Annotated in this window: 14 protein-coding genes; 4 read left to right on the top strand and 10 right to left on the bottom strand. The window is 63.7% G+C overall.

All coding sequences use genetic code 11. The annotated features are described in order from the left end of the window. Positions 1–10: 10 nt before the first annotated feature. The gene (gene ppk1 / locus IE125_RS09480) at positions 11–2,224 is read left to right on the top strand and encodes a polyphosphate kinase 1 (protein WP_189444428.1); all 2,214 of its coding nucleotides are present in this window, start codon (positions 11–13) and stop codon (positions 2,222–2,224) included. A gap of 121 nt (positions 2,225–2,345) precedes the next feature. On the opposite strand, the gene IE125_RS09475 is transcribed toward ppk1, so the two are convergent. Together IE125_RS09475 and IE125_RS09470 are read right to left on the bottom strand one after the other, a co-directional pair. Next, positions 2,346–4,472, bottom strand: a complete 2,127-nt coding sequence (locus IE125_RS09475; protein WP_189444427.1) for a PhoX family protein — start codon at positions 4,470–4,472, stop codon at positions 2,346–2,348. An 88-nt stretch (positions 4,473–4,560) separates the two neighbouring features. Next, the gene (locus tag IE125_RS09470; RefSeq protein ID WP_308430131.1) at positions 4,561–5,634 is read right to left on the bottom strand and encodes a 3-deoxy-7-phosphoheptulonate synthase; all 1,074 of its coding nucleotides are present in this window, start codon (positions 5,632–5,634) and stop codon (positions 4,561–4,563) included. A 452-nt stretch (positions 5,635–6,086) separates the two neighbouring features. Between IE125_RS09470 and IE125_RS09465 the strand changes: the two genes are divergently transcribed. Together IE125_RS09465 and IE125_RS09460 are read left to right on the top strand one after the other, a co-directional pair. Then, the gene (locus IE125_RS09465; protein WP_189444425.1) at positions 6,087–6,641 is read left to right on the top strand and encodes a sigma-70 family RNA polymerase sigma factor; all 555 of its coding nucleotides are present in this window, start codon (positions 6,087–6,089) and stop codon (positions 6,639–6,641) included. Next, the gene (locus IE125_RS09460; protein WP_189444424.1) at positions 6,620–7,327 is read left to right on the top strand and encodes an anti-sigma factor; all 708 of its coding nucleotides are present in this window, start codon (positions 6,620–6,622) and stop codon (positions 7,325–7,327) included. The genes IE125_RS09465 and IE125_RS09460 overlap by 22 nt, the downstream gene beginning before the upstream one ends. 48 nt (positions 7,328–7,375) lie before the next feature. Here the strand turns inward: IE125_RS09460 and folM are convergent, their stop codons facing one another. The 5 genes from folM to IE125_RS09435 all read right to left on the bottom strand — a co-directional run bounded on the left by folM (position 7,376) and on the right by IE125_RS09435 (position 12,684). Then, positions 7,376–8,062: a dihydromonapterin reductase gene (gene folM, locus IE125_RS09455; protein ID WP_189444423.1), complete on the bottom strand. Its 687-nt coding sequence runs from the start codon at positions 8,060–8,062 to the stop codon at positions 7,376–7,378. Continuing rightward, positions 8,059–8,865 carry a ferredoxin reductase domain-containing protein gene (locus IE125_RS09450; RefSeq protein WP_189444422.1) on the bottom strand — a complete coding sequence of 269 codons (807 nt, stop codon included), beginning with the start codon at positions 8,863–8,865 and terminating at the stop codon, positions 8,059–8,061. Before IE125_RS09450 ends, folM begins: the two co-directional genes overlap by 4 nt. A 128-nt stretch (positions 8,866–8,993) precedes the next feature. Beyond that, positions 8,994–10,493, bottom strand: a complete 1,500-nt coding sequence (ubiD, locus tag IE125_RS09445; protein ID WP_189444421.1) for a 4-hydroxy-3-polyprenylbenzoate decarboxylase — start codon at positions 10,491–10,493, stop codon at positions 8,994–8,996. A 211-nt stretch (positions 10,494–10,704) separates the two neighbouring features. Continuing rightward, positions 10,705–11,964 carry a transcription termination factor Rho gene (gene rho, locus IE125_RS09440; protein WP_189444420.1) on the bottom strand — a complete coding sequence of 420 codons (1,260 nt, stop codon included), beginning with the start codon at positions 11,962–11,964 and terminating at the stop codon, positions 10,705–10,707. 396 nt (positions 11,965–12,360) lie between these two features. After that, positions 12,361–12,684 carry a thioredoxin family protein gene (locus IE125_RS09435; protein ID WP_189444419.1) on the bottom strand — a complete coding sequence of 108 codons (324 nt, stop codon included), beginning with the start codon at positions 12,682–12,684 and terminating at the stop codon, positions 12,361–12,363. 176 nt (positions 12,685–12,860) lie between these two features. On the opposite strand from IE125_RS09435, the gene IE125_RS09430 reads away from it, so the two are divergent. Then, positions 12,861–14,369, top strand: coding sequence for a Ppx/GppA phosphatase family protein (locus tag IE125_RS09430; protein ID WP_189444418.1), 1,509 nt, complete (start codon positions 12,861–12,863; stop codon positions 14,367–14,369). 1 nt (position 14,370) lies between these two features. On the opposite strand, the gene tilS is transcribed toward IE125_RS09430, so the two are convergent. The 3 genes from tilS to dnaE all read right to left on the bottom strand — a co-directional run bounded on the left by tilS (position 14,371) and on the right by dnaE (position 20,645). Next, a complete protein-coding gene (gene tilS / locus IE125_RS09425; protein WP_189444417.1) occupies positions 14,371–15,654 on the bottom strand; it encodes a tRNA lysidine(34) synthetase TilS in 1,284 nt (427 codons plus the stop codon). Positions 15,655–16,060: 406 nt separating this feature from the next. Continuing rightward, positions 16,061–17,014, bottom strand: a complete 954-nt coding sequence (gene accA / locus IE125_RS09420; RefSeq protein ID WP_189444416.1) for an acetyl-CoA carboxylase carboxyl transferase subunit alpha — start codon at positions 17,012–17,014, stop codon at positions 16,061–16,063. Positions 17,015–17,135: 121 nt separating this feature from the next. Then, positions 17,136–20,645: a DNA polymerase III subunit alpha gene (gene dnaE / locus IE125_RS09415; RefSeq protein WP_189444415.1), complete on the bottom strand. Its 3,510-nt coding sequence runs from the start codon at positions 20,643–20,645 to the stop codon at positions 17,136–17,138. Between the last annotated feature and the right edge of the window lie 96 nt (positions 20,646–20,741).

Here is a 20,741-nt window from a genome sequence, read left to right as displayed (position 1 = left end):
GGGACGTTTCATGACGGACAGCACCGGCACGCCCGAGAACTACGAAACGCGCGCGGACAGTGGCCCGACCGGCGTCGGCGATGAAGCCGCCGCCCCGCCGCTTCGGGTCAACCGCACACGCAAGGGCATTCATGCCAAGGAGACGCCGTCTCCCCAGGCAGATCTCGCCGACCCGGCGCTCTACTTCAATCGCGAACTCTCGCACCTGCAGTTCAACATCCGGGTGCTCGAGCAATCACTGGACCCCTCCCACCCGCTGCTCGACCGGCTGATGTTCCTGCTCATCTTCTCGTCGAACCTGGACGAGTTCTTCGAGATTCGCGTGGCTGGCCTCAAGCATCAGCTCGCGCTGGCACACGATGAAACCGGTGCCGACGGCATGCCGCCGATGCGCGTTCTGAGCGAGATCTCGCGCATCGCCCACGAGCAGGTCGAACGTCAGTATCGCATTCTCAATGATGTACTGGCGCCGGCGCTCGAGGAGCAGATGATCCGTTTTCGCCGCCGCTCCCAGTGGACGCCGACACAGGCGGCATGGGTGGCAGACTACTTCGAGGAGGAGATCGCACCGGTCATCAGCCCGATCGGCCTCGATCCTTCCCACCCCTTCCCGCGACTGGTCAACAAGAGCCTCAACTTCATCGTCGAGCTCGATGGCACCGATGCCTTCGGCCGCGAGGGCGGCATGGCGATCCTCCCGGCGCCGCGCTCTCTGCCTCGCCTGATTCGCCTGCCCGAAGCGCTGTGTGAAGACGGCTTCACCGACTACGTCTTTCTCTCGTCGATGATCCACGCCCACGCCCATGAGGTGTTTCCGGGGATGGAAGTCGAAGGCTGCTATCAGTTTCGTCTCACCCGCAACGCGGATCTTTCGGTCGACCCCGAGGAAGTATCGGATCTCGCCTCGGCGCTGCGCGGTGAGCTGCTGGCCCGGCGCTACGGCAGCGGCGTGCGCCTGGAAGTCGCCGACAACTGTCCGGATAGCCTGATCGATTTCCTGCTCAAGCAGTTCGAGCTGGGCGAAACCGATCTCTACCGCGTCAACGGGCCGGTCAACCTGACCCGGATGATGGCGGTGCTCGGCGACGTGCAGCGCCCCGATTTACGCTATCGGCCCTTTACGCCCGGCCTGCCCAAGCCGGTCCGCGGCGAGGTCAACCTGTTCTCGGCCATTGCCCAGGGGGATGTTCTGCTGCACCACCCCTTCCAGTCTTTCACACCGGTGGAAGATTTGCTGCGCCAGGCGGCTCGCGACCCCGACGTAATGGCGATCAAGCAGACGCTCTATCGCACCGGTGCCGACTCCGCGATCGTCAGTGCTCTGGTCGACGCGGCCCGCGGCGGCAAGGAGGTCACGGTCGTCATCGAGCTGCGCGCGCGCTTCGACGAGGCCGACAATCTCGCCCTCGCCTCGCGCCTGCAGGAGGCCGGCGCCATCGTCATCTACGGCGTGATGGCCTACAAGACACATGCCAAGATGATGCATATCGTACGGCGTGAGCGCGGGGAGCTGCGTCATTACGCCCATCTCGGCACCGGCAACTACCACGCCAAGACGGCCAAACTGTATACGGATTACAGCCTGCTGACGGCCAACGATGCGCTCTGCGAGGACGTGCATCGCGTGTTCCAGCAGCTCTCCGGCATGGGCAAGCCGCGCAAGATCCAGACACTGCTGCACGCCCCGTTCACGCTGCACGACACCCTGGTCTCGATGATCGACCGCGAGGCGAAGAATGCCCAGGCGGGCCGGAAGGCGCGCATCGTGATCAAGTGCAATGCGATCACCGAACCCAAGCTGATTCGCGCCCTCTATCGTGCGTCCCAGGCCGGCGTGACCTGCGAGCTGATCATCCGGGGCATGTGCTGCCTGCGTCCCGGCGTGCCGGGAATCTCGGATAATATCCGGGTGCGCTCGATCATCGGCCGATTTCTCGAACACACTCGCGTCTACTATTTCCACAACGACGGCAAGCATGAGGTCTGGTGCTCGAGCGCGGATGCCATGGAGCGCAACATGTTCCACCGCGTCGAGACCGGCTTCCCGCTGCTCGACAAGAAAGCGGCGCAGCAGGTACGCAAGGACCTCGACACCTATCTGGTCGACAATTGCCAGAGTTGGCGACTCGACAGCGACGGCCAGTATCACCTGCAGCAGAGTGGTGACGCCGAGCCGGTCAGCGCCCAGGAAACCCTGCTCTACGCCTACGCCGCTCAGGCATGATATCGGCTGCGCGAATCACGCCCGCCAACGCAGCGTTCTGACCCGCTGCGCAGCGTTTCGAACAGACACGAAAAAGCCGGGCGTCACGCGTGACGTCCGGCTTCCGTACGAACCCGGCGTGTCAGACGCCTACCGGCCCACCATCCTCTTTCCAGATCACCACCGTCGAGGCGCGCGGGCGAACCGCTCCGGACGTCGTTACCGTGGCATCTTGGATCAGCGCATCGCCATCTGCCGGCCAGTTGCCCGGGTGCTGGATGTTGATGAAAAGCGCCGTCCTGTCGGGCGTGGCGAAAATGCCGGTCACTTCGCAGTCGTTGGGACCGACGGCAAAGCGCTTGAGCTGATCCTGATTGCCGTCATCGATCACCGCACCACCGTTGCCAGCCTTTAGTGACGCCGGTACCACCGCCAGCAGCTGGTCGTTGGTGTACTCCGCCACCGCGTTATCGCTATTGTCGGTCTGAAACCAGAGAATCCCTCGGCCGTCACCGCGCTCGTCGTACCAGAGTCCATCGGGGCTTGCGAACTGGTTGCTCGCCGTGAGTCCCGAGCGATTGGCGTTGCCCTGGGCATCGCTACCGAAGACGAAGATCTCCCAATGGAAACGGCCGTCACCCTGCTCGCGCCAGCGAATGATATGACCGTTGCCGTTGTCGGCACGCGGGTTGGGCGCGTTGGTGGGCGCCGTGGCATAACCGACACCCGTTTCGTCGATCGCGCTGCCTTCGTTGGTATAGGTCGCCTCGCTGCCCTCCGCCGTGCGTTTGGAATTATTGGTCAGCGTGAAATAGACCTCGCCGGAGACCGGATCGACGCTGGACCACTCCGGGCGATCCATTGGTGTGGCCCCCATGCAGTCGGCAGCGTCGCAGGTGTGGATGATCACGCCAGCGAGATCGCCCGCTTCGAGCCCGAGCGCGTCGGCCAGGGACTCTCCATCTGGGGTCCTGGCATCCGGCGTCAGCGGCAGCCACTCTCCGCTGCCGTCTTCATCGAAGCGCGCCGCATACAGCGTTCCCTCATCGAGATACTTGTTACCGATCGCCAGACGCTCCGCTTCGTTGCCCGGGCTCGGGGCGTCGGCCGGGTCCCAGGTCGCCGCGCTGACGAACTTGTAAATATACTCGTTGCGCGAGTCGTGGCCGGTATAGAACACCAGCGGTTCGCCCTCGCGCACCGGCCCCGGCCAGCAGCCCTCGTGACGGAAGCGTCCGAGCGCAGTCCGCTTGATCGCCTTGGCCTGCGTGTAGGGGTCGATCTCGACGACATAGCCAAAGGTGCGGGCTTCGTTGCGATAGTCGTCGCTGGCCTTCTCGCCACGCGGCGTGACATCAAAGCGCGAGAACTCGCCCGACTGTTCGTCTTCGCCTGCCGCGCTCTCCCAGCCGTAGCGCCCGCGGTCGGTCGGCATGCCGAGTCGCGCATCGTCGGCATGGCGTTCCCCGGTATTGACGAACACTTCCGGCCAGTTCTCTTCGCAGGTCAGGTAGGTGCCCCAGGGGGTATAGCCGTTGGCGCAGTTGTTGTTGGTGCCGCGGGTTTCGGTGCCGTCTTTCGAGTAGGCCGTCACGACGTAGTCGCTGCCGGCCACCGGACCCGAGAGCGTCATCGGCGTTGCGGTGGTGAAGCGGCGGTTGTAGCGCGAATCGGCGACGTGCGACCAGCTGCCATTCGGCTGCCGTTCGATCTCCACGATGGTCACGCCATGCGCATTGATCTCCGTGCGGACCTCGTCGGCCGGACGCACGCCGTCGGGATCGGTCGGGCCACCCTGAGGTGCCCAGAGCGCATCCTGATCGATGTATTCGTTGTTGAGCGCCAGCAGGAATCGGCGCGATTCGCTGTCCGCGTCGAGCGCGAAGGCGTGCATGCCATCGTGGTGCATGCCCACACTCGCAGCCTGCTGCGCCGGCGTCATCGCCAGATCACTATGCCAGGCGGCCGCCTCGGCGCTCAGCGGCGTCCCCCACGGGATCAGCACCTGCGCGCGATAGCCGGCCGGCACGACGACGGCATCGGTGCGCGACCCCTGGATGGCCTCGAACGCGAGCGACAGCGGCGTTTTCTCTTCCGCCAGCGCCAGACCGCTTGCCCCTAGACCGAAGCCGCCCATCATCGAAAAGGCGGCGAGCCCGAGGCCGCCCTGGAGGATCTGGCGGCGCGACAGATGACGCTCAACGATCTCCTCGAACGGCGTGTTCGTGCTCTGGTTGTGCAGGCGGTGATCTTCGACTTCCCGACTCATCGTTATTCTCCTCGTCACGATAAATGCCGCCGAAGAGAATAGAACCGAAGCGATGACAGAACGGTGTCAGCCAGAGGCCATCCGCACTTCAAACCGCGGGCAGGCGCAGGCGCTCGGCCATCGTGACCAGCGCTTGCTCGGTGGTTTCCCAACCCAGACAGGCGTCGGTCACCGACACCCCGTAGCGCAGATTGTCACCGAGTGGCTGCTTACCCTCGAACAGGTGGCTCTCGAGCATAACACCGATGAGACCGCGCTCGCCGGCAAGACGCTGTGCCAGCACGTCGTGCAGGACCTCGACCTGCCGCCGATGGTCCTTGCGCGAATTGGCATGACTGCAGTCGACCATGATGCTGGCGTCGAGCCCTGCCTGTGCCATCGCCAGCCGGCTGGCGACGACACTGTCACGATCATGATTGGGTCCCTGCTGCCCCCCGCGCAGCACCAGATGCGTGTGCGGGTTGCCGGCGGTTTCGATCATCGCCGGCGCCCCGTCGAGCGAGGTCCCGAAGTGCCGATGCGAGTGCGCTGCAGACTGCATGGCGGCGATGGCGACATCGATATTGCCCTGAGTGCCGTTCTTGAAGCCCACTGCCGCGTGGAGGCCACTCGCCATCTCGCGGTGGATCTGGCTCTCCGTGGTTCGTGCTCCGATGGCGGCCCAGCTCAGCAGGTCATCGAAGTAGGCCGCGGCCGTCGGTTGCAACAGCTCCGTGGCGATCGGCAGCCCCAACGTCGCGATATCTCGCATCAGGCGCCTGCCCATGGCGAGACCTGCCGCCATGTCGTCGCTGCCGTCGAGGTAAGGATCGTAGGCCAGCCCTTTCCAGCCCACGGTGGTCCGGGGCTTCTCGACGTAAACCCGCATCACCAGCAACAACCGATCGCCGACCCGCTCGTTCAACGCGGCCAGGCGTTCGGCGTATTCAAGCGCTGCCTGCGGATCATGAACCGAACAGGGGCCGGTCACGACCAGCAGTCGATCGTCTTCGCCTTGCAGGATTGCCTGGATCGCCCGGCGATGCGCGGCAATGTCGGCGTCGAGTACAGGGGACAGCGGTAGACGCTCGCGAAGCTCTCGCGGCGTCGGTAATGGCTGTGACATACGCCTGACGGCAGAGTCGCACGGCGCAGTGTTTCGGGGGGCAATTACGGCATCCATCATCATCTCGTTCCAGTGTGATGCCTGAAACGCAAGAACCCCCGGAGGTGGGCAGCCATCCGGGGGTTCTTGAAGCGAGGGAGGCAGCCCGGTTCCGGGCGTGCCTCGCGGTTCAGGTCATATCGACCGACCAGCGGGCACGCCAGTCCTAAACCAATAGCCATAACCCACAAACGCCGACGCCAGCGCATGCACAACAGAAGCAGCGGCGCTCACCACAGAAGCAGCGGCGCTTTCAGCATCTCTGACGTGTTGGGCAGCGAACCGGGGCATGACCATCTCTCGCGAAATTCGAGCCTCTATCGTACCGCCCTTTTTACGTTTGGCAAGTATCGGCCTCGACTTCCTTGTCCATCGGCACCGATTCGCCAAGCGAGGATGCCAAACTTTACTTGTGTGAAACCGTTGGCGAGACTGACACTGAGAAAAAGAAAGGGAATCCAAGGACATCCATGGCTTATCCGCCCCCCGACCTGCTGAAAGCCCACCTCGAAGCCTGCGCCCGAGGTGATGGCCCGGCCTTCGAGAAGCTTTATCGCGCGACCAGCCCGCATCTGTACGCTCAGCTTCTGCGTATCGTTCGCCAGGAAGCTGCCGCACAGGATTGTCTGCAGCAGGTCTATTTGCGAATCTGGCAGGTCGCCGGTCAGTACGACGCCAACCGATCCCGCCCCATGACCTGGCTTTCGACGTTGACGCGCAATGTCGGTATCGACTGGCTGCGCCGTCAACGTCCGCAGGAATCCGATAGCGAAGCGATCATCGATACGCTACCCGGAGAGGCGGATGTCGAACACGAGAGCGATCTCAACCAGCAGGCCGAGTCGCTGCAACAATGTCTGACGGAATTGACGGCGCAGCAGCGTCAGGCCTTGGAATTGGCTTTTTTCGAGGGGCTGACCCATCACGATCTGGCATCGCATCTGACCACGCCGCTGGGCACGGTCAAAAGCTGGGTTCGGCGCGGCCTCGAGAGGTTGAAAGAATGCATGACACGTTTCGCTTGAGCGACCCGGAAGGACGCGACCTCGCCGCAGGCGAGTACGTGCTCGGCACGCTCGAGCCCGAGCAGCGTGTCGAGTTCGAGTCGCTGCTGGCCGTGAGCCCCGAGCTGCAGCGCAGCGTCGACGCCTGGCGCGAGCATCTGCAACTGCTCAATCAGCAGCTGACACCCGTTTCTCCGCCGCAGCGCCTGTGGCCGGAGATCGCCCAGCGGCTGGGCCTTCGCACCGGACTGCTGCACCGACTCGGATTCTGGCGGACGATCAGCGGCGTCGCGACCGCCGCCGCGCTGGCCCTGGCCGTGATGGCGTTGGCGCCGCGAGAGCCAGCGATGATGCCCGGTGAGTACGTCTTCGTGATCAACCAGCCTAACGGTCAGCCAGCCTGGATTCTGAACGCCACGCTCAACGGCAAGATGATGGTCCAGGCCGTGGCCCCCGGTCCAATGCCCGTCGGCAAGGGCGGGGAGCTGTGGATGATGGAAAATGGCACCCCGGTTTCGTTGGGTATGCTGCCGACCCAGGGACAGGCCACCATGCAGCTGCCGGCGAAGATGCTCAATCTGATGAAGACCGCCGACTTTGCCGTGAGCATGGAGCCGAGCGCCGGTGCGCCTGGTGGCAAGCCCTCGGGCCCGGTCATCGATGAAGGCAAGCTCGTGCAGATTCGCGGCAATACGGTCTCGCTTTAGCGCGACCGTATCGCTGTAACAGGGGCCTGGAGCTGAAACCTGCCGACATCAGGTGAGATGCTGGCCCCCATCGACCGGCATGACCGTGCCGGTCACGAAGTCATTGTCGAGCAGGTAGCGAATCGTCTGATAGATGACCCCGGGGCCGGGAACCCGGCGAGCGTCGACTGGTGCCCCAAGTTCCGCGCTCATGATCAGTCCCGGCGCGACCGCATTGACCTGGATCTGCGGGGCAAACTGCGCCGCGAAGGAGCGCGTCAGGCTTTCGAGCCCGGCCTTGGTCGCGGCATACGCCGCCTGCCCGGCAGCGCCGCGCTGCACCACGCTGTCGGTGATGTGAATGATGTCGCGCTGCGGCTCCTGGCACGCCTCGAGCAGTGCACGGGCGTGCAGATTGATCAGGTACGGTGCCTGCATATGAACCTGGAACAGTCGCTCGAACGTTTCACCCGCTGCCTCGACGTCCGGATCGGCCACCCATTCGCTGGCATTATGCACGATGGCACGCAGGCTCCCGGTCGTCTCGGTGAGCCTGGCGATGAACTCTCGTATCCCCCGCTCGCTCGAGAAATTTGCCATCAGCGTGATGGCACCACGCTCGCGCAGCGAGTCCAGCGTGTCTCGCTCGCGGCGATAGGTGACGATCACCGGGTGCCCATCATCGAGCAGGCGCTCGGCGCAGTGACGTCCGAGGCGCTGCGCACCGCCGGTGATGAGAATCGGCGACTGGCTCACGACTTCTCCCGTGCTTCACCGGGACTCAACGGCGCGCTCTCGGGATCGGCCTCCGGCAGCGGTAGAAACGGCACACGCGGCGCATAGCTGAACACGTCCGAGTGCACCTGCGATTCCTCCAGGCCGAGCGGCGCGAGCGTGTCGACGCAGGCATAGACCATGCCCGGCGAACCGGCGATATAGATCTCGAGTCCGGCGAGAGATTCGAGCTCGGTTGCCAGCACCTCGTCGATGCGCCCCTGATGCCAGATGACGCCGGGCTGCGGCTCCAGCTCGACCTCCGGCGCTTCGATCACCGCGTGGAATTCGACTGCGGGATGGTCCAGGGACCACTGCGCGGCCAGCGTCTCGGCGTAGAGATCCCGCCGCTCACGGACCGCCCACCAGATCGAAATCTCGCGAGACGGGTCCTCACGCAGCGCCGCCTCGGCAATCGCCTTGAGCTGGGCAAAGCCGGTGCCGGCACCCACCAGCAGTAGCGGTTCCTCTCGCGCTTGGGGCAGGTAGCAGTCGCCATTGGGCAGACGCACGGACAGTCTGGCCTGATGGGTCAGCAGCTCCCGCAGACGCGCGGAGTTCGTGCGCTCCGGCCAGTGCTGGATATGCAGCTCGAGCCGATCATCGCCGCGGTGGGCGCTGGCGATGGAGAACGGCACCCAGGTCTCGTCGTCCACGGCAAGCTCGAGATACTGTCCAGGCGCGTGGGCGATGGCTTCACCACGACCCTCGAGAACAACGCGAAAGACATCCGGTGTCAGGTCCTCGACCGACTCGACTTGGCAGGTCAGGATTCTGACCGTCATGCTTCACCTCTGTGTCAGACCGTGCGCGGCGCTATCGACAACCGCGTCACGGCAATCCGAAATTGTTTCCCGGCGACGATAGCGGATCGTTCGCTCACCGGGCTTCCTCCATACGCGCGTCGTCGCGCTCAATCGTCACCATGACGCGCCGCCGGCGGCCGGATATCGATGCCGTACTCGCCCCAGCGCGCATCGACTCGCGCCTTGACCTCGGCGTCCATCAAGATCGGCTCGCCCCACTCGCGGCTGGTCTCGCCCGGCCACTTGTTGGTCGCATCCAGGCCCATCTTGGACCCCAGGCCGGCAACTGGCGAGGCGAAATCGAGATAGTCGATCGGCGTGTTCTCGACCATCACTGTATCCCGCGCGGGATCCATGCGCGTGGTGATGGCCCAGATCACGTCTTCCCAGTTACGCGCGTCGACATCGTCGTCGAGCACGATCACGAACTTGGTATACATGAACTGACGCAGGAAACTCCAGACGCCCATCATCACGCGCTTGGCATGCCCCGGATACTGCTTCTTCATCGTCACCACCGCCATACGGTAGGAACACCCCTCCGGCGGCAGGTAGAAATCCACGATTTCGGGAAACTGCTTACGCAGAATCGGCACGAAGACCTCGTTCAACGCGAGCCCCAGCACGGCCGGCTCGTCGGGTGGTCTTCCGGTATAGGTCGAGTGGTAGATCGGGTCGCGCCGATGCGTGATGCGCTCGACGGTGAAGACGGGAAACGACTCCACCTCGTTGTAATAGCCGGTATGGTCGCCGAAGGGCCCTTCCGGTGCCATGTCGTCGGGATAGATATAGCCTTCGAGCACGATCTCGCTGGAAGCCGGCACCTCGAGATCGGCGTGACCGCACTTGACCAACTCCGTACGCGAGCCTCTCAGCAGGCCGGCAAAAGCGTACTCGGAAAGCGTGTCAGGTACCGGCGTCACCGCGCCAAGGATCGTTGCCGGATCGGCGCCCAGCGCCACCGCCACGGGAAATGGCTCGCCGGGGTGCTGCTGCTGCCACTCGCGGAAGTCCAGCGCCCCGCCGCGGTGGCTCAGCCAGCGCATGATCAGGCGGTTCTTGCCGATCTTCTGTTGACGATAGATGCCCAGATTCTGACGCGACTTGTGCGGCCCCTTGGTCACGACCAGCGCCCAGGTCACCAGCGGTGCGGCATCGCCCGGCCAGCAGTGCTGAATCGGCAGCCGATCAAGATCGACATCGTCGCCTGTCTGCACGACCTCCTGACAGGGCGCAGAGCGCAGCGTCTTCGGCCCCATGCTCATCACCTGCTTGAAGATCGGCAACTTCTCCCAGGCATCCTTGAGCCCCTTGGGCGGGTCCGGCTCCTTGAGAAACGCGAGCAACTTGCCGACCTCGCGCAGTGCCTCGATGCTCTCCTGCCCCATGCCCAACGCCACGCGCTCGGGCGTACCGAACAGGTTGCCGAGCACCGGCATCTCGCTACCCTTGACGTTCTCGAACAGCAGAGCCGGCCCGCCCGCTCGCAGCGTGCGATCACAGATCTCGGTGATCTCCAGATACGGATCCACCTCGACACCGACGCGCTTCAGTTCGCCGCGCGCCTCGAGCACCGCGATGAAATCGCGCAAATCGTTGTACTTCATCCCGTTACCGAATCCCGACGCCTGAAAACACAAAAAGGGCAGCATAACATGCTGCCCTCTAGTGTCTCGCTCATCAAACGCGCTTTTGTACCGAGGCGCGTCACGAGCGACATGGAGACAAGGCGAAGCCGAACAAAGGCGCGCAGTGTACTTCAGTACATGAGCATGGCGAGTCGGCATTCAACGCCGTACTGCCGAGCGCGGACCGATGTTACCTGCGTTTCATGGCTTCGAAGAATTCAAGATTGGTCTTGGTATCTTTCAACCGATCGATCAGAAACTCCGTCGCGGCCACATCATCCATCGGGTTGAGCAGCTTGCGCAGAATCCACATGCGCTGCATCTCTTCCTCGGAGGCGATCAGGTCCTCGCGGCGAGTGCCGGAGCGGCGAATGTTGAGCGCCGGGTAGACGCGTCGCTCGGCCAGCTTGCGATCGAGATGGGCTTCCATGTTACCGGTACCCTTGAACTCCTCGAAGATGACCTCGTCCATCTTGGAGCCGGTATCGACCAGCGCCGTGGCGATGATCGTCAGGCTGCCGCCCTCCTCGATGTTACGCGCGGCGCCAAAGAAGCGTTTGGGCTTCTCCAGCGCGTGCGCGTCGACACCACCGGTCAACACCTTGCCGGAGGACGGCACCACGGTGTTGTAGGCCCGCGCCAGACGGGTGATGGAGTCGAGCAGGATGACCACATCCTTCTTGTGCTCGACCAGACGCTTCGCCTTCTCGATCACCATCTCGGCGACCTGAACGTGGCGCGCCGGCGGCTCGTCGAACGTCGACGCTACCACTTCGCCGCGCACGGTGCGCGACATCTCGGTCACCTCTTCCGGGCGCTCGTCGATCAGCAGCACGATCATGTGACATTCGGGATTGTTACGCGTGATCGAGGTCGCGATGTTCTGCAGCATCAGCGTCTTGCCCGCCTTGGGCGGAGACACGATCAGGCCACGCTGACCCTTGCCGATCGGCGCAGTCAGGTCGAGCACGCGCGCCGTGATGTCCTCGGTGGAGCCGTTGCCGATCTCCATCGGCAGGCGCTCCTGCGGGAACAGCGGCGTCAGGTTCTCGAACAGGATCTTGTGCTTGGCGTTCTCGGGCTTGTCGAAGTTGATTTCATTGACTTTGAGCAGCGCGAAATATCGCTCGCCCTCTTTCGGCGGGCGAATCTTGCCGGAGATCGAGTCGCCCTTGCGCAGATTGAAGCGGCGAATCTGAGACGGCGAGACATAGATGTCGTCCGGCCCGGCAAGATAGGAGGAGTCGGCGCTACGCAGGAAACCGAATCCATCCTGCAGGATCTCGAGAACACCATCGCCGTAGATGTCTTCACCGCTCTTGGCGTGCTTCTTGAGGATGGCGAAGATGATGTCCTGCTTGCGCGAGCGGGCCAGATTGTCGATGCCCATTTCCCGGGCAATATCCAGCAGCTCAGGGACGGATTTTTGCTTGAGTTCGGTTAGATTCATGAGTTCGGTCAGAAATGGCTCGTGTCGCAGGCAAAGAGTTTGCCGGAAATAAAGAAGAAGGACATGAGGCGGTCAATTCAAACGCCGCGCGGCGCGTTCAGTCGTCCCAGAAAGTCAGGCTTTCCGCATGGCGGTCGGGCTGCCGTGGAACAGCATGCCAAAGGGCCATGGAGTCGGGAGAGCGGTTCGATTCGCCTGCGATTTCTCGGTGCAGTGTCAACCGAGAAGCATGTCATGGTCCGAAAGTCGGTATCGGCCGATGATCGGTGCTGGGATTGACTGACGACTTGGGGGACCGCGGGGCGGTCGAGAAGCATTCGGAACAGGCGAACGTCCAGATGGTAGACAAGCCAAGTTTCGAAAGCAAGTAAAGAAATGGGGGCTTGCCGCTGTCTTTCAACCCCGGGCGGCTTCGTCGCAGAGCGTCTCCAACTGAGCCTCGGACAGAGCACCGACGCGCGTCGTGCGCGGCTCGCCCTCGATAAACAGCACGAGCGTTGGCATGCCCTTCACCCCGTAGCGCTCGGCCAGCTCCGGCTCATGCTCGACATCCACGACGCCCACCGGCAGATCGCGGCCGGCAGCCGGAGTCATCGCCGACAGGCGCGACAGCAGAAGATCGCAAGGCTGACACCACCCGGCAACGAAGACCGCAAGCCAAGGAGCTTCATCTTCCCGCCGCTGCTCGAATGTCTCGCTGTTCAACTGTCGACGCTGCATCGGCGATTCCGCTGTCCAACTCGAATGCGCCACAGCATGCGCCCGGTGGCGATAATTGACAAGGCCCCTCCCCCATCGCAACCTTGACCCTACGGCCGCCACGCGGGATCGCGTGCCACCGAAGTGACGCGGGTAAAGCGCCCACCACGTTCAAGAATTTCGAGGATCGCCACTGCATGAGCGGGAAGTCGAGCGCCAGCGATACCCCGCGGCGCCTGGCCGCTATCGACCTGGGTTCCAACAGCTTCCATCTGTTGGTCGCCAACTATCAGGACGGTCAGCTGCAGGTCGTCGCCAAGATGGGCGAGAAGGTTCAGCTCGCAGCCGGCCTCGATGCCAGCGATTGCTTCACCGATGCTGCCATGCAACGAGCGCTGAGCTGTCTCGAGCGATTCGCGCCGTTTCTGGATGGCGTCGACGCGGGCGATCTACGTATCGTCGGCACCAACGCACTGCGCGCCGCGGACAATGCACGCCAGCTGATCGACCGCGCCGAGGCGCTGGTTAACCACCCCATCGAGATCATCGGCGGACGCGAAGAGGCCAGATTGATCTACCTGGGCGCTGCACACGCGCTCGCCGAGGTTCACGGGCGTCGGCTGATCGTCGATATCGGCGGTGGCTCCACCGAGTTCATCATCGGCGAGGATTTCGAACCGCAAGCGCTCGAGAGCCTGCACATGGGCTGTGTCGCCTACACCGGCACGTTCTTCCCGAGCGGCGAGCTGAGCGAAAAACGCTTTCGTCGAGCAGAGCTCGCCGCACTCTCCGAGATCGCCAATATCCAGCGCCACTATCGTCAGCTTGGCTGGCAGGACCCGATCGGTTCGAGCGGCACGATCAAGGCCGCCGCCGCCGTCATTGCCGCCAGCGGAGATGGCGATGCGTCGGTCGTCGAACGCGAGGCCTTGCTCAAGCTACGCAAGAAGCTGATCGGCTTTGGCCATCTCGACAAGGTGGCCATGGATGGCCTCAAGGAGGATCGCGCCCGCGTCTTCCCGGCCGGCATCGCCATTCTCTGCGCGGTGTTCGAAGCCTTCGGCCTGGAGCGGATGCGCTACTCCGATGGCGCGCTTCGCGAAGGCGTGCTGTTCGACCTCGTCGGGCGCAACACGCCGGAGGACTCCCGTCGTCACAGCATCGACCTGCTGATGCGCCGCTACAGCGTCGATACGCTGCACGCCGAGCACGTCGCCGAGACGGCGATGGCGGCCTTCGATCAACTGGAAGAGGCCTGGGCGCTGAGCGAAGAGCAGCGACTGTTTCTCCGTTGGGCGGCGCTGGTCCACGAGATCGGCCTTGCGATCTCGCACAGCCAATTCCACCGCCACGGCGCCTATCTCCTCGAATACTCCGATCTCACGGGCTTCTCGCGTCCGGAACAGCAGGCACTCGCCTTCCTGATCCGCGCCCATCGGCGCAAGTTCGCCCACAAGGAGCTGGAGTCCCTGCCCGCCGCCATGCAGACCGCCTACCAGCGTCTGGCGAGGCTCCTGCGGCTCGCGGTGATTCTCAACCACGCGCGACCGGAACAGGCCGTCACCGATATCGGTTTCACCTGCGATGGCGAGAACCTCGAATTGACGCTGCCCGAAGCACGCCGACAGTCACTGCTGCTCAACGATCTCGAGCAGGAGTCCGACTACTGGAAGTCGGCAGGCTACCGTTTGCGCTACGACGCTTGAGCTATCGACTCGCACAGCGCTGACGCCAGCCTGTCGCCGTCAGCAGCCCCGGCACGGCAACGAGTTCCTCGCCGTGCCAGATCAGTGGCAGTCGAGCGCGCTCCCATGACGGCACTTCCAGCTCCTGCAGCAATCGCTTGAGATCCCGCTCGCCACGTTCGGGAAGCCTCAGACGCTCGCCACCGCGCCGAAGCGTGACCCGAAACGGCCGCGCGACATTCCGCTCGCCGTTCCCCTCACCCTGCCGCGACAGGACGAGATGGTAGCGCCCCCAGGGTGTCTCGAGCGGCGCGCATCCGTCCCACTCCAGGCGCCAGCCTGCCTCGACCGGCACCGGCGGCGCCATCAGATAGAGATGCCCTCCCCATCGCCGCGCCTCGGCGCCGGGCCAATCGATGTGAACCTGACGGTCTTGACCGGCACTTTGCAACTGACGATCGATCTCCGCCAGCCGGGTGCCGGGAGGCGACGGCAACCCCAGACAGTCGAGCGCGTGGCGCACCAGCAGGCGGCGACGCGACGCGCTCAACCGCATCAGTGGCGCCAGGGCCAGCCGTGCGGGGTCGCCACCGGCCGCCGCCAGATCCAGCGCCGCCAATTCTGCCAGCAGCCCCTCGGCCTCCTGCTGCCACGCAGCGCTCTGCGCCACGGCACTGGCAGCGTGAGGCCAGCGCTCGCGCATGGCAGGCAGAACGCGAAGACGCAGATAGTTGCGATCAAAATGCGCATCGGCATTGGTGGGGTCTTCGACCCAGGCCAGTTCGCGGGTCGCGGCCTCCTGCACGAGCTGCGAGCGCGAAAGCGAAAGCCAGGGGCGACGAATCACGATGCCATGATCCTCGCGCTCGCTCGGCATGGCCGCCAGCCCCCGTACGCCGCTGCCACGCAGCGCGGCGAGCAGAAATGTCTCCGCCTGGTCATCGCCATGCTGCGCGAGCAGCAGCGAGTCGCCGGCCTGAAGACGCGACCGGAACGCCCGGTAGCGAGCCGTTCGGGCCGCCGCTTCCCAGCCTTCGCCAGCCGTCACGACCTCGACAGGCTCGACCGTGAGCGGCACCGCCAACCGGGCGCACAGCGCCCGGCAGTGCGCTTCGAAATCGACAGCGGCCGGCTGCAGGCCATGATTGATATGGATGGCATGAAGGGAGAGCCCGCGCGCGCGCGCCAGCGGCGCGGCGATCTCCAGCAGCAGCGAAGAGTCCATACCGCCGGAGAGCGCCACCCAGACACGACGCACCGGCGCGCACAGCGCCAGGGCGTCATCGACGAGCCGATCGGGAGTCATGACAATGCGCCTCGCTTTGAAACACTGTGCTTATCGGAGCGCGAACGATGAACGAACCTGACGCCGCCGTCGCGGGCTCGCTTTGGGCAATCAGACCACTCATCCCTCGAGGCCATGCGATCGAGCGAACGACGAACGAATCCAACACCGTCAGTCATCGCGGGCGCGCCCAGGGCAATCAGATCATTCATCCCTCGGGGCCATGCGGTCGAGCGAACGACGAACGAATCCGACACCGTCGTCGCGGGCTCACCCAGGGCAATCAGACCATTCATTCCTCGAGGCCATGCGGTCGAGCGAACGATACTCAGACAAGGCGAAGGCGAGTGAGGACGCGCAGTGTAGCGTGCTACATGAGCATTCCGAACGAGCATTCAACGCCGTATGAGTGAGTGCAGCCGATCGCCTACTGAGGTGCGCCGTAGGACATGAGACGCTTGTACCGCCGCTCCAGCAACGCATCGGTCTCCAGACTCTCGAGGCGATCGAGGCTTGCGAGCAGCGCGTCCTTCACCTTGCCGGCCGTCTGCCTGGGGTGACGATGCGCGCCCCCGAGCGGTTCTTCGATCAGCGTATCGACGAAGCCGAGCTCTTTCAGGCGCGAGGCGATGATGCCCATGGCCTGCGCCGCGTCGGAGGCCTTCTCCGCGCTCTTCCACAGAATCGAAGCGCAGCCTTCCGGCGAGATCACCGAATAGGTGGCGTACTGCAGCATCTGCAGCTCGTCGCAGACACCGATGGCCAGCGCACCGCCTGATCCGCCCTCGCCGATGACGGTAGAGATGATCGGCGTCTTCAGCCGTGACATCACCGCGAGATTGTAGGCGATCGCTTCCGACTGCCCGCGCTCCTCGGCGTCGATGCCGGGGTAGGCGCCCGGCGTATCGATGAAGGTCAGCACCGGCATCTTGAAGCGTTCGGCCATCTCCATCAGCCGGCACGCCTTGCGATAGCCTTCAGGACGCGGCATGCCGAAGTTGCGGCGCACCTTCTCCTTCACGTCGCGGCCTTTCTGATGGCCGATCACCATGACCGGCTTGTCGTCGAGACGGGCCACGCCGCCGACCAGAGCGGCGTCGTCGGCAAAGTTGCGGTCGCCGTGCAGTTCGTCGAAATCGGTGAAGACGTGGCTCAGGTAGTCGAGCGTGTACGGGCGCTGCGGGTGGCGAGAGAGCTGCGTCACTTGCCAGGCGGTCAGGTCGCGGAAGATCTGCTCGGTGAGCTTACGGCTTTTCTCTTCGAGCTTGCCGATCTCGTCGCTCAGGCTGATTTGACTGTCGTTACCGACCAGTCGCAGTTCTTCGATCTTGGCCTGAAGTTCGGCAATCGGCTGTTCAAAGTCCAGATAATTGGGATTCATAGGGCTTCTACTGTGTGATCCTGGCAATCGGCGATGACTGGCAAGCGTACTGGCGTGTCGCGAAACGCGTCATTATCGCACCCTGACGAGTGTAAGCAAGGTGATGCATTTGTTCGTCCGATCAGCCGCCGCGATAACGTAGCGATACGGTATCGAAACCTTCGACGTCGCGCAGTGCGGTCATCAGCTCATCGCAGGGCGAGACCTTCCAGGCCTCGGCCAGCTCGAAACAACCGCTGGCGGCGCTGTTGCGGTAACGCACCCGCACGGGCAGCCCGGCATCACTGAGCCACGGCGAGAGACTGTCATGCAGCGATCGGGAAAAACGCCCGTTGAGCCGCGCGCCGTCGACCGCCAGCTCTACCGCTTCACCGAAGCGAGCCCGGGCGTCCGCCATGAGCGTGACGTCCTTGCTGCGCAGACGCAAACCGCCCGAGTAGTCGTCACTCGACACTTCGCCTTCGATGATCAGCACCTGATCGGCGTTCAACTGGCCGCGAACCTGGTCGAAGAGTTCACCGAACAGCGACGCCTCGATGCGTCCCGTGCGGTCGTCGAGCGTGACGAACGCCATGGTGTCGCCGCGCTTCGATTTCATCGTGCGCATCGCGACCACCAGACCGGCGACGCGCTGTGGCTCACGGGATGGCTTGAGATCGACGATCCGCGTGGCGACGAAACGCTTGAGCTCGTGCTCGTATTCATCGATCGGGTGACCGGTGAGGTAGAGGCCCAGCGTGTCTTTCTCGCCGGCAAGGCGTTCCTTGTCGCTCCAGTCTCGCGCATGACGATAATCGGCGTAGATATCGCCATCCGCTGTCGGCTCGGCGAACGCCTCGCCGAACATGTCCATCATGCCGATGTTCTGGTTGGCCTGGTTCTGCGAGGCGGCCTTGAGCGCGGCCTCCAGAGAGGCGGCCAGCACGGCGCGGGATGGCCCCAATGCATCGAGAGCGCCGGAGCGAATCAGCGCTTCGATGGTGCGCTTGTTCATGCGCTTGCCGTCGATCCGGCGACAGAAGTCGAACAGGTCGCGGAACTCACCATCCGCCTCTCGCGCCTCGACGATGGCACCGATCGGCCCCTCGCCGACGCCGCGAATCGCCCCGAGCCCGTAGACGACCTGCCCAGCCTCGTCGACCGTGAACTTGTAGGCACCGACGTTGACGTTGGGCGGCGTCACCGTGAGCCCGAGATGACGACACTCCTCGATCAGCGGTACGACCTTGTCTAGGTTGTCCATTTCGGTGGACAGCACCGCCGCCATGAACGGTGCCGGATAGTGCGCCTTGAGCCAGGCCGTCTGATAGGAGACGAGGCCGTAAGCGGCGGAGTGCGACTTGTTGAAGCCGTAGCCGGCGAATTTCTCGACCAGATCGAACAGGTTGCCGGCGAGATCGTTGTCGATGGCGTTGGCCGCACAGCCGTCGAGGAAACCCTGGCGCTGCTTGGCCATCTCCTCGGGCTTCTTCTTGCCCATGGCACGGCGCAGCATGTCGGCCTGGCCCAGGGTATAACCCGCCAGCACCTGCGCGATCTGCATCACCTGCTCCTGATACAGAATGATGCCGTAGGTCGGCTCGAGGACCGGCTTGAGCAGCTCGTGCTGGTAATCCGGGTGTGGATAAGCCAGTTCGGCCCGCTTGTGCTTGCGGTTGATGAAGTCATCGACCATGCCCGACTGCAGCGGGCCTGGGCGGAACAGCGCCACCAGGGCGATCATGTCCTCCAGCGAGTCCGGCTGCAGGCGCTTGATCAACTCTTTCATGCCGCGCGATTCGAGCTGGAAGACCGCCGTGGTCTCGGCCTTCTTGAGCATGTCGAAGGTCGGCTTGTCATCCAGCGGAATGGTGCTGATATCGAGCGGCCCAACGCCGTCGCGCGCGCGCACGACATCGACCATCTCCAGCGCCCAGTCGATGATGGTCAGCGTGCGCAGCCCCAGGAAGTCGAACTTGACCAGACCGGCATCCTCGACGTCGTTCTTGTCGAACTGCACGACCAGCCCGGAACCATCCGGCTCGCACAACAGCGGCGAGAAGTCGGTCAGTTTGGTCGGCGCGATCACCACCCCGCCGGCGTGCTTGCCGGTGCCGCGGGTGACACCCTCGAGCTTGAGCGCCATCTCCCAGATTTCGGCGGCTTCTTCGTCGAACTCGAGATACTCCTTGAGCTGAGGCTCATCCTCGATCGCCTTGGCCAGCGTCATGCCGACCTCGAACGGAATCAGCTTGGAGAGCTTGTCGCCCATCGAGTAGGGCTTGCCCTGGGCACGGGCGACATCGCGCACCACCGCCTTGGCCGCCATGGTGCCAAAGGTCACGATCTGCGAGACCGCGTTGCGGCCGTAGCGGTCGGCCACGTAGTCGATCACCCGATCGCGCTTCTCCATGCAGAAGTCGACGTCGAAGTCGGGCATGGAGACACGCTCCGGATTCAGGAAGCGCTCGAACAGCAGATCATACTCAAGCGGATCGAGATCGGTGATCTTCTGCGCGTAGGCAACCAGCGAACCGGCACCCGAACCACGCCCCGGCCCGACCGGGATGTCGTTGTCCTTGGCCCACTGGATGAAGTCCATCACGATCAGGAAGTAACCGGGAAACCCCATCTTCAGGATGATATCGAGCTCGAAATCGAGGCGCTGTCGGTAGGCGGGCTCGTACTCGGCCCGGGAGCGTCCGGGGTAGATCGGATTGTCGCCGTCGAACAGCTGCTCGAGTCGCGCCGTCAGACCATCGTGGGAGATCTTGCGGAAGAAATCGTCCTGGGTCATGCCCTCGGGGATCGGATACTCCGGCAAGAAAATTTCGCCAAGACGCACGCTAGCCGAGCAGCGGGCGGCGATCATCACGCTGTTCTCGAGTGCTTCGGGAATGTCAGCGAACAGCGCCGCCATCTCTTCCGGGGACTTGAGATACTGCTCTTCCGAATATTTACGTTCGCGGCGCGGATCCTCCAGCGCCTTGCCCTCGCCAATCGAGACGCGGGTCTCGTGCGCCCAGAAATCCTCGCGCTCGAGAAAGCGTACATCGTTCGTCGCGACCACCGGGGTACCGGTCTCGCTAGCAAGCGCCACCGAGGCATGCACACACTCTTCATCGTACTGACGACCGGTCCGCTGAAGCTCGAGATAGAACCGTCCAGGGAAGAAGCGATTCCACTCCTCGAGCAGCGTCCGCGCGGTCTCCCCGTGCTCGGCGATCAGGAAGCGGCCGATCTCGCCCTCGCGAGCGCCGGAAAGCGCGATCAACCCCTCGCTCTGTTCGAATACCCAGGCCTTGTCGAGAATCGCCATGTTCTGGCGCTGGCCGTCGGTCCAGGCGCGCGAGATCAGCTCGGTAAGATTGCGGTAGCCGATATCGTTCATCGCCAGTAGCGTCAGGCGATAGGGGTGGCTTTCGTCGTGCGCATTGTGCAACCAGAGGTCGGCGCCGATGATCGGTTTGAGCCCCGCTCCCTGTGCCGCCTTGTAGATCTTGACCAGCCCGAAGAGGTTGGTGTCATCGGTCACCGCGACCGCCGGCATGCCGGCAGCCGAGGTCGCCTTGACCAGCGGCTTGAGCCGAACCAGACCGTCGACCAGGGAGTATTCGCTGTGGACTCGGAGATGAACGAAAGGTGTTGTCATGACGAACTCGGGTCAGTCGGCGAATGAAATGGCGAACCAGCCGTCGGTATCGGGCGTCGCCGGTCGCGCTACCAGCATGCCCAAAGCTGCACGGCC

The organism is Salinicola rhizosphaerae (assembly GCF_014652715.1).
Taxonomy (GTDB): Bacteria; Pseudomonadota; Gammaproteobacteria; order Pseudomonadales; family Halomonadaceae; genus Salinicola; species Salinicola rhizosphaerae.
This window is presented reverse-complemented; position numbering and strand designations above follow the sequence as displayed.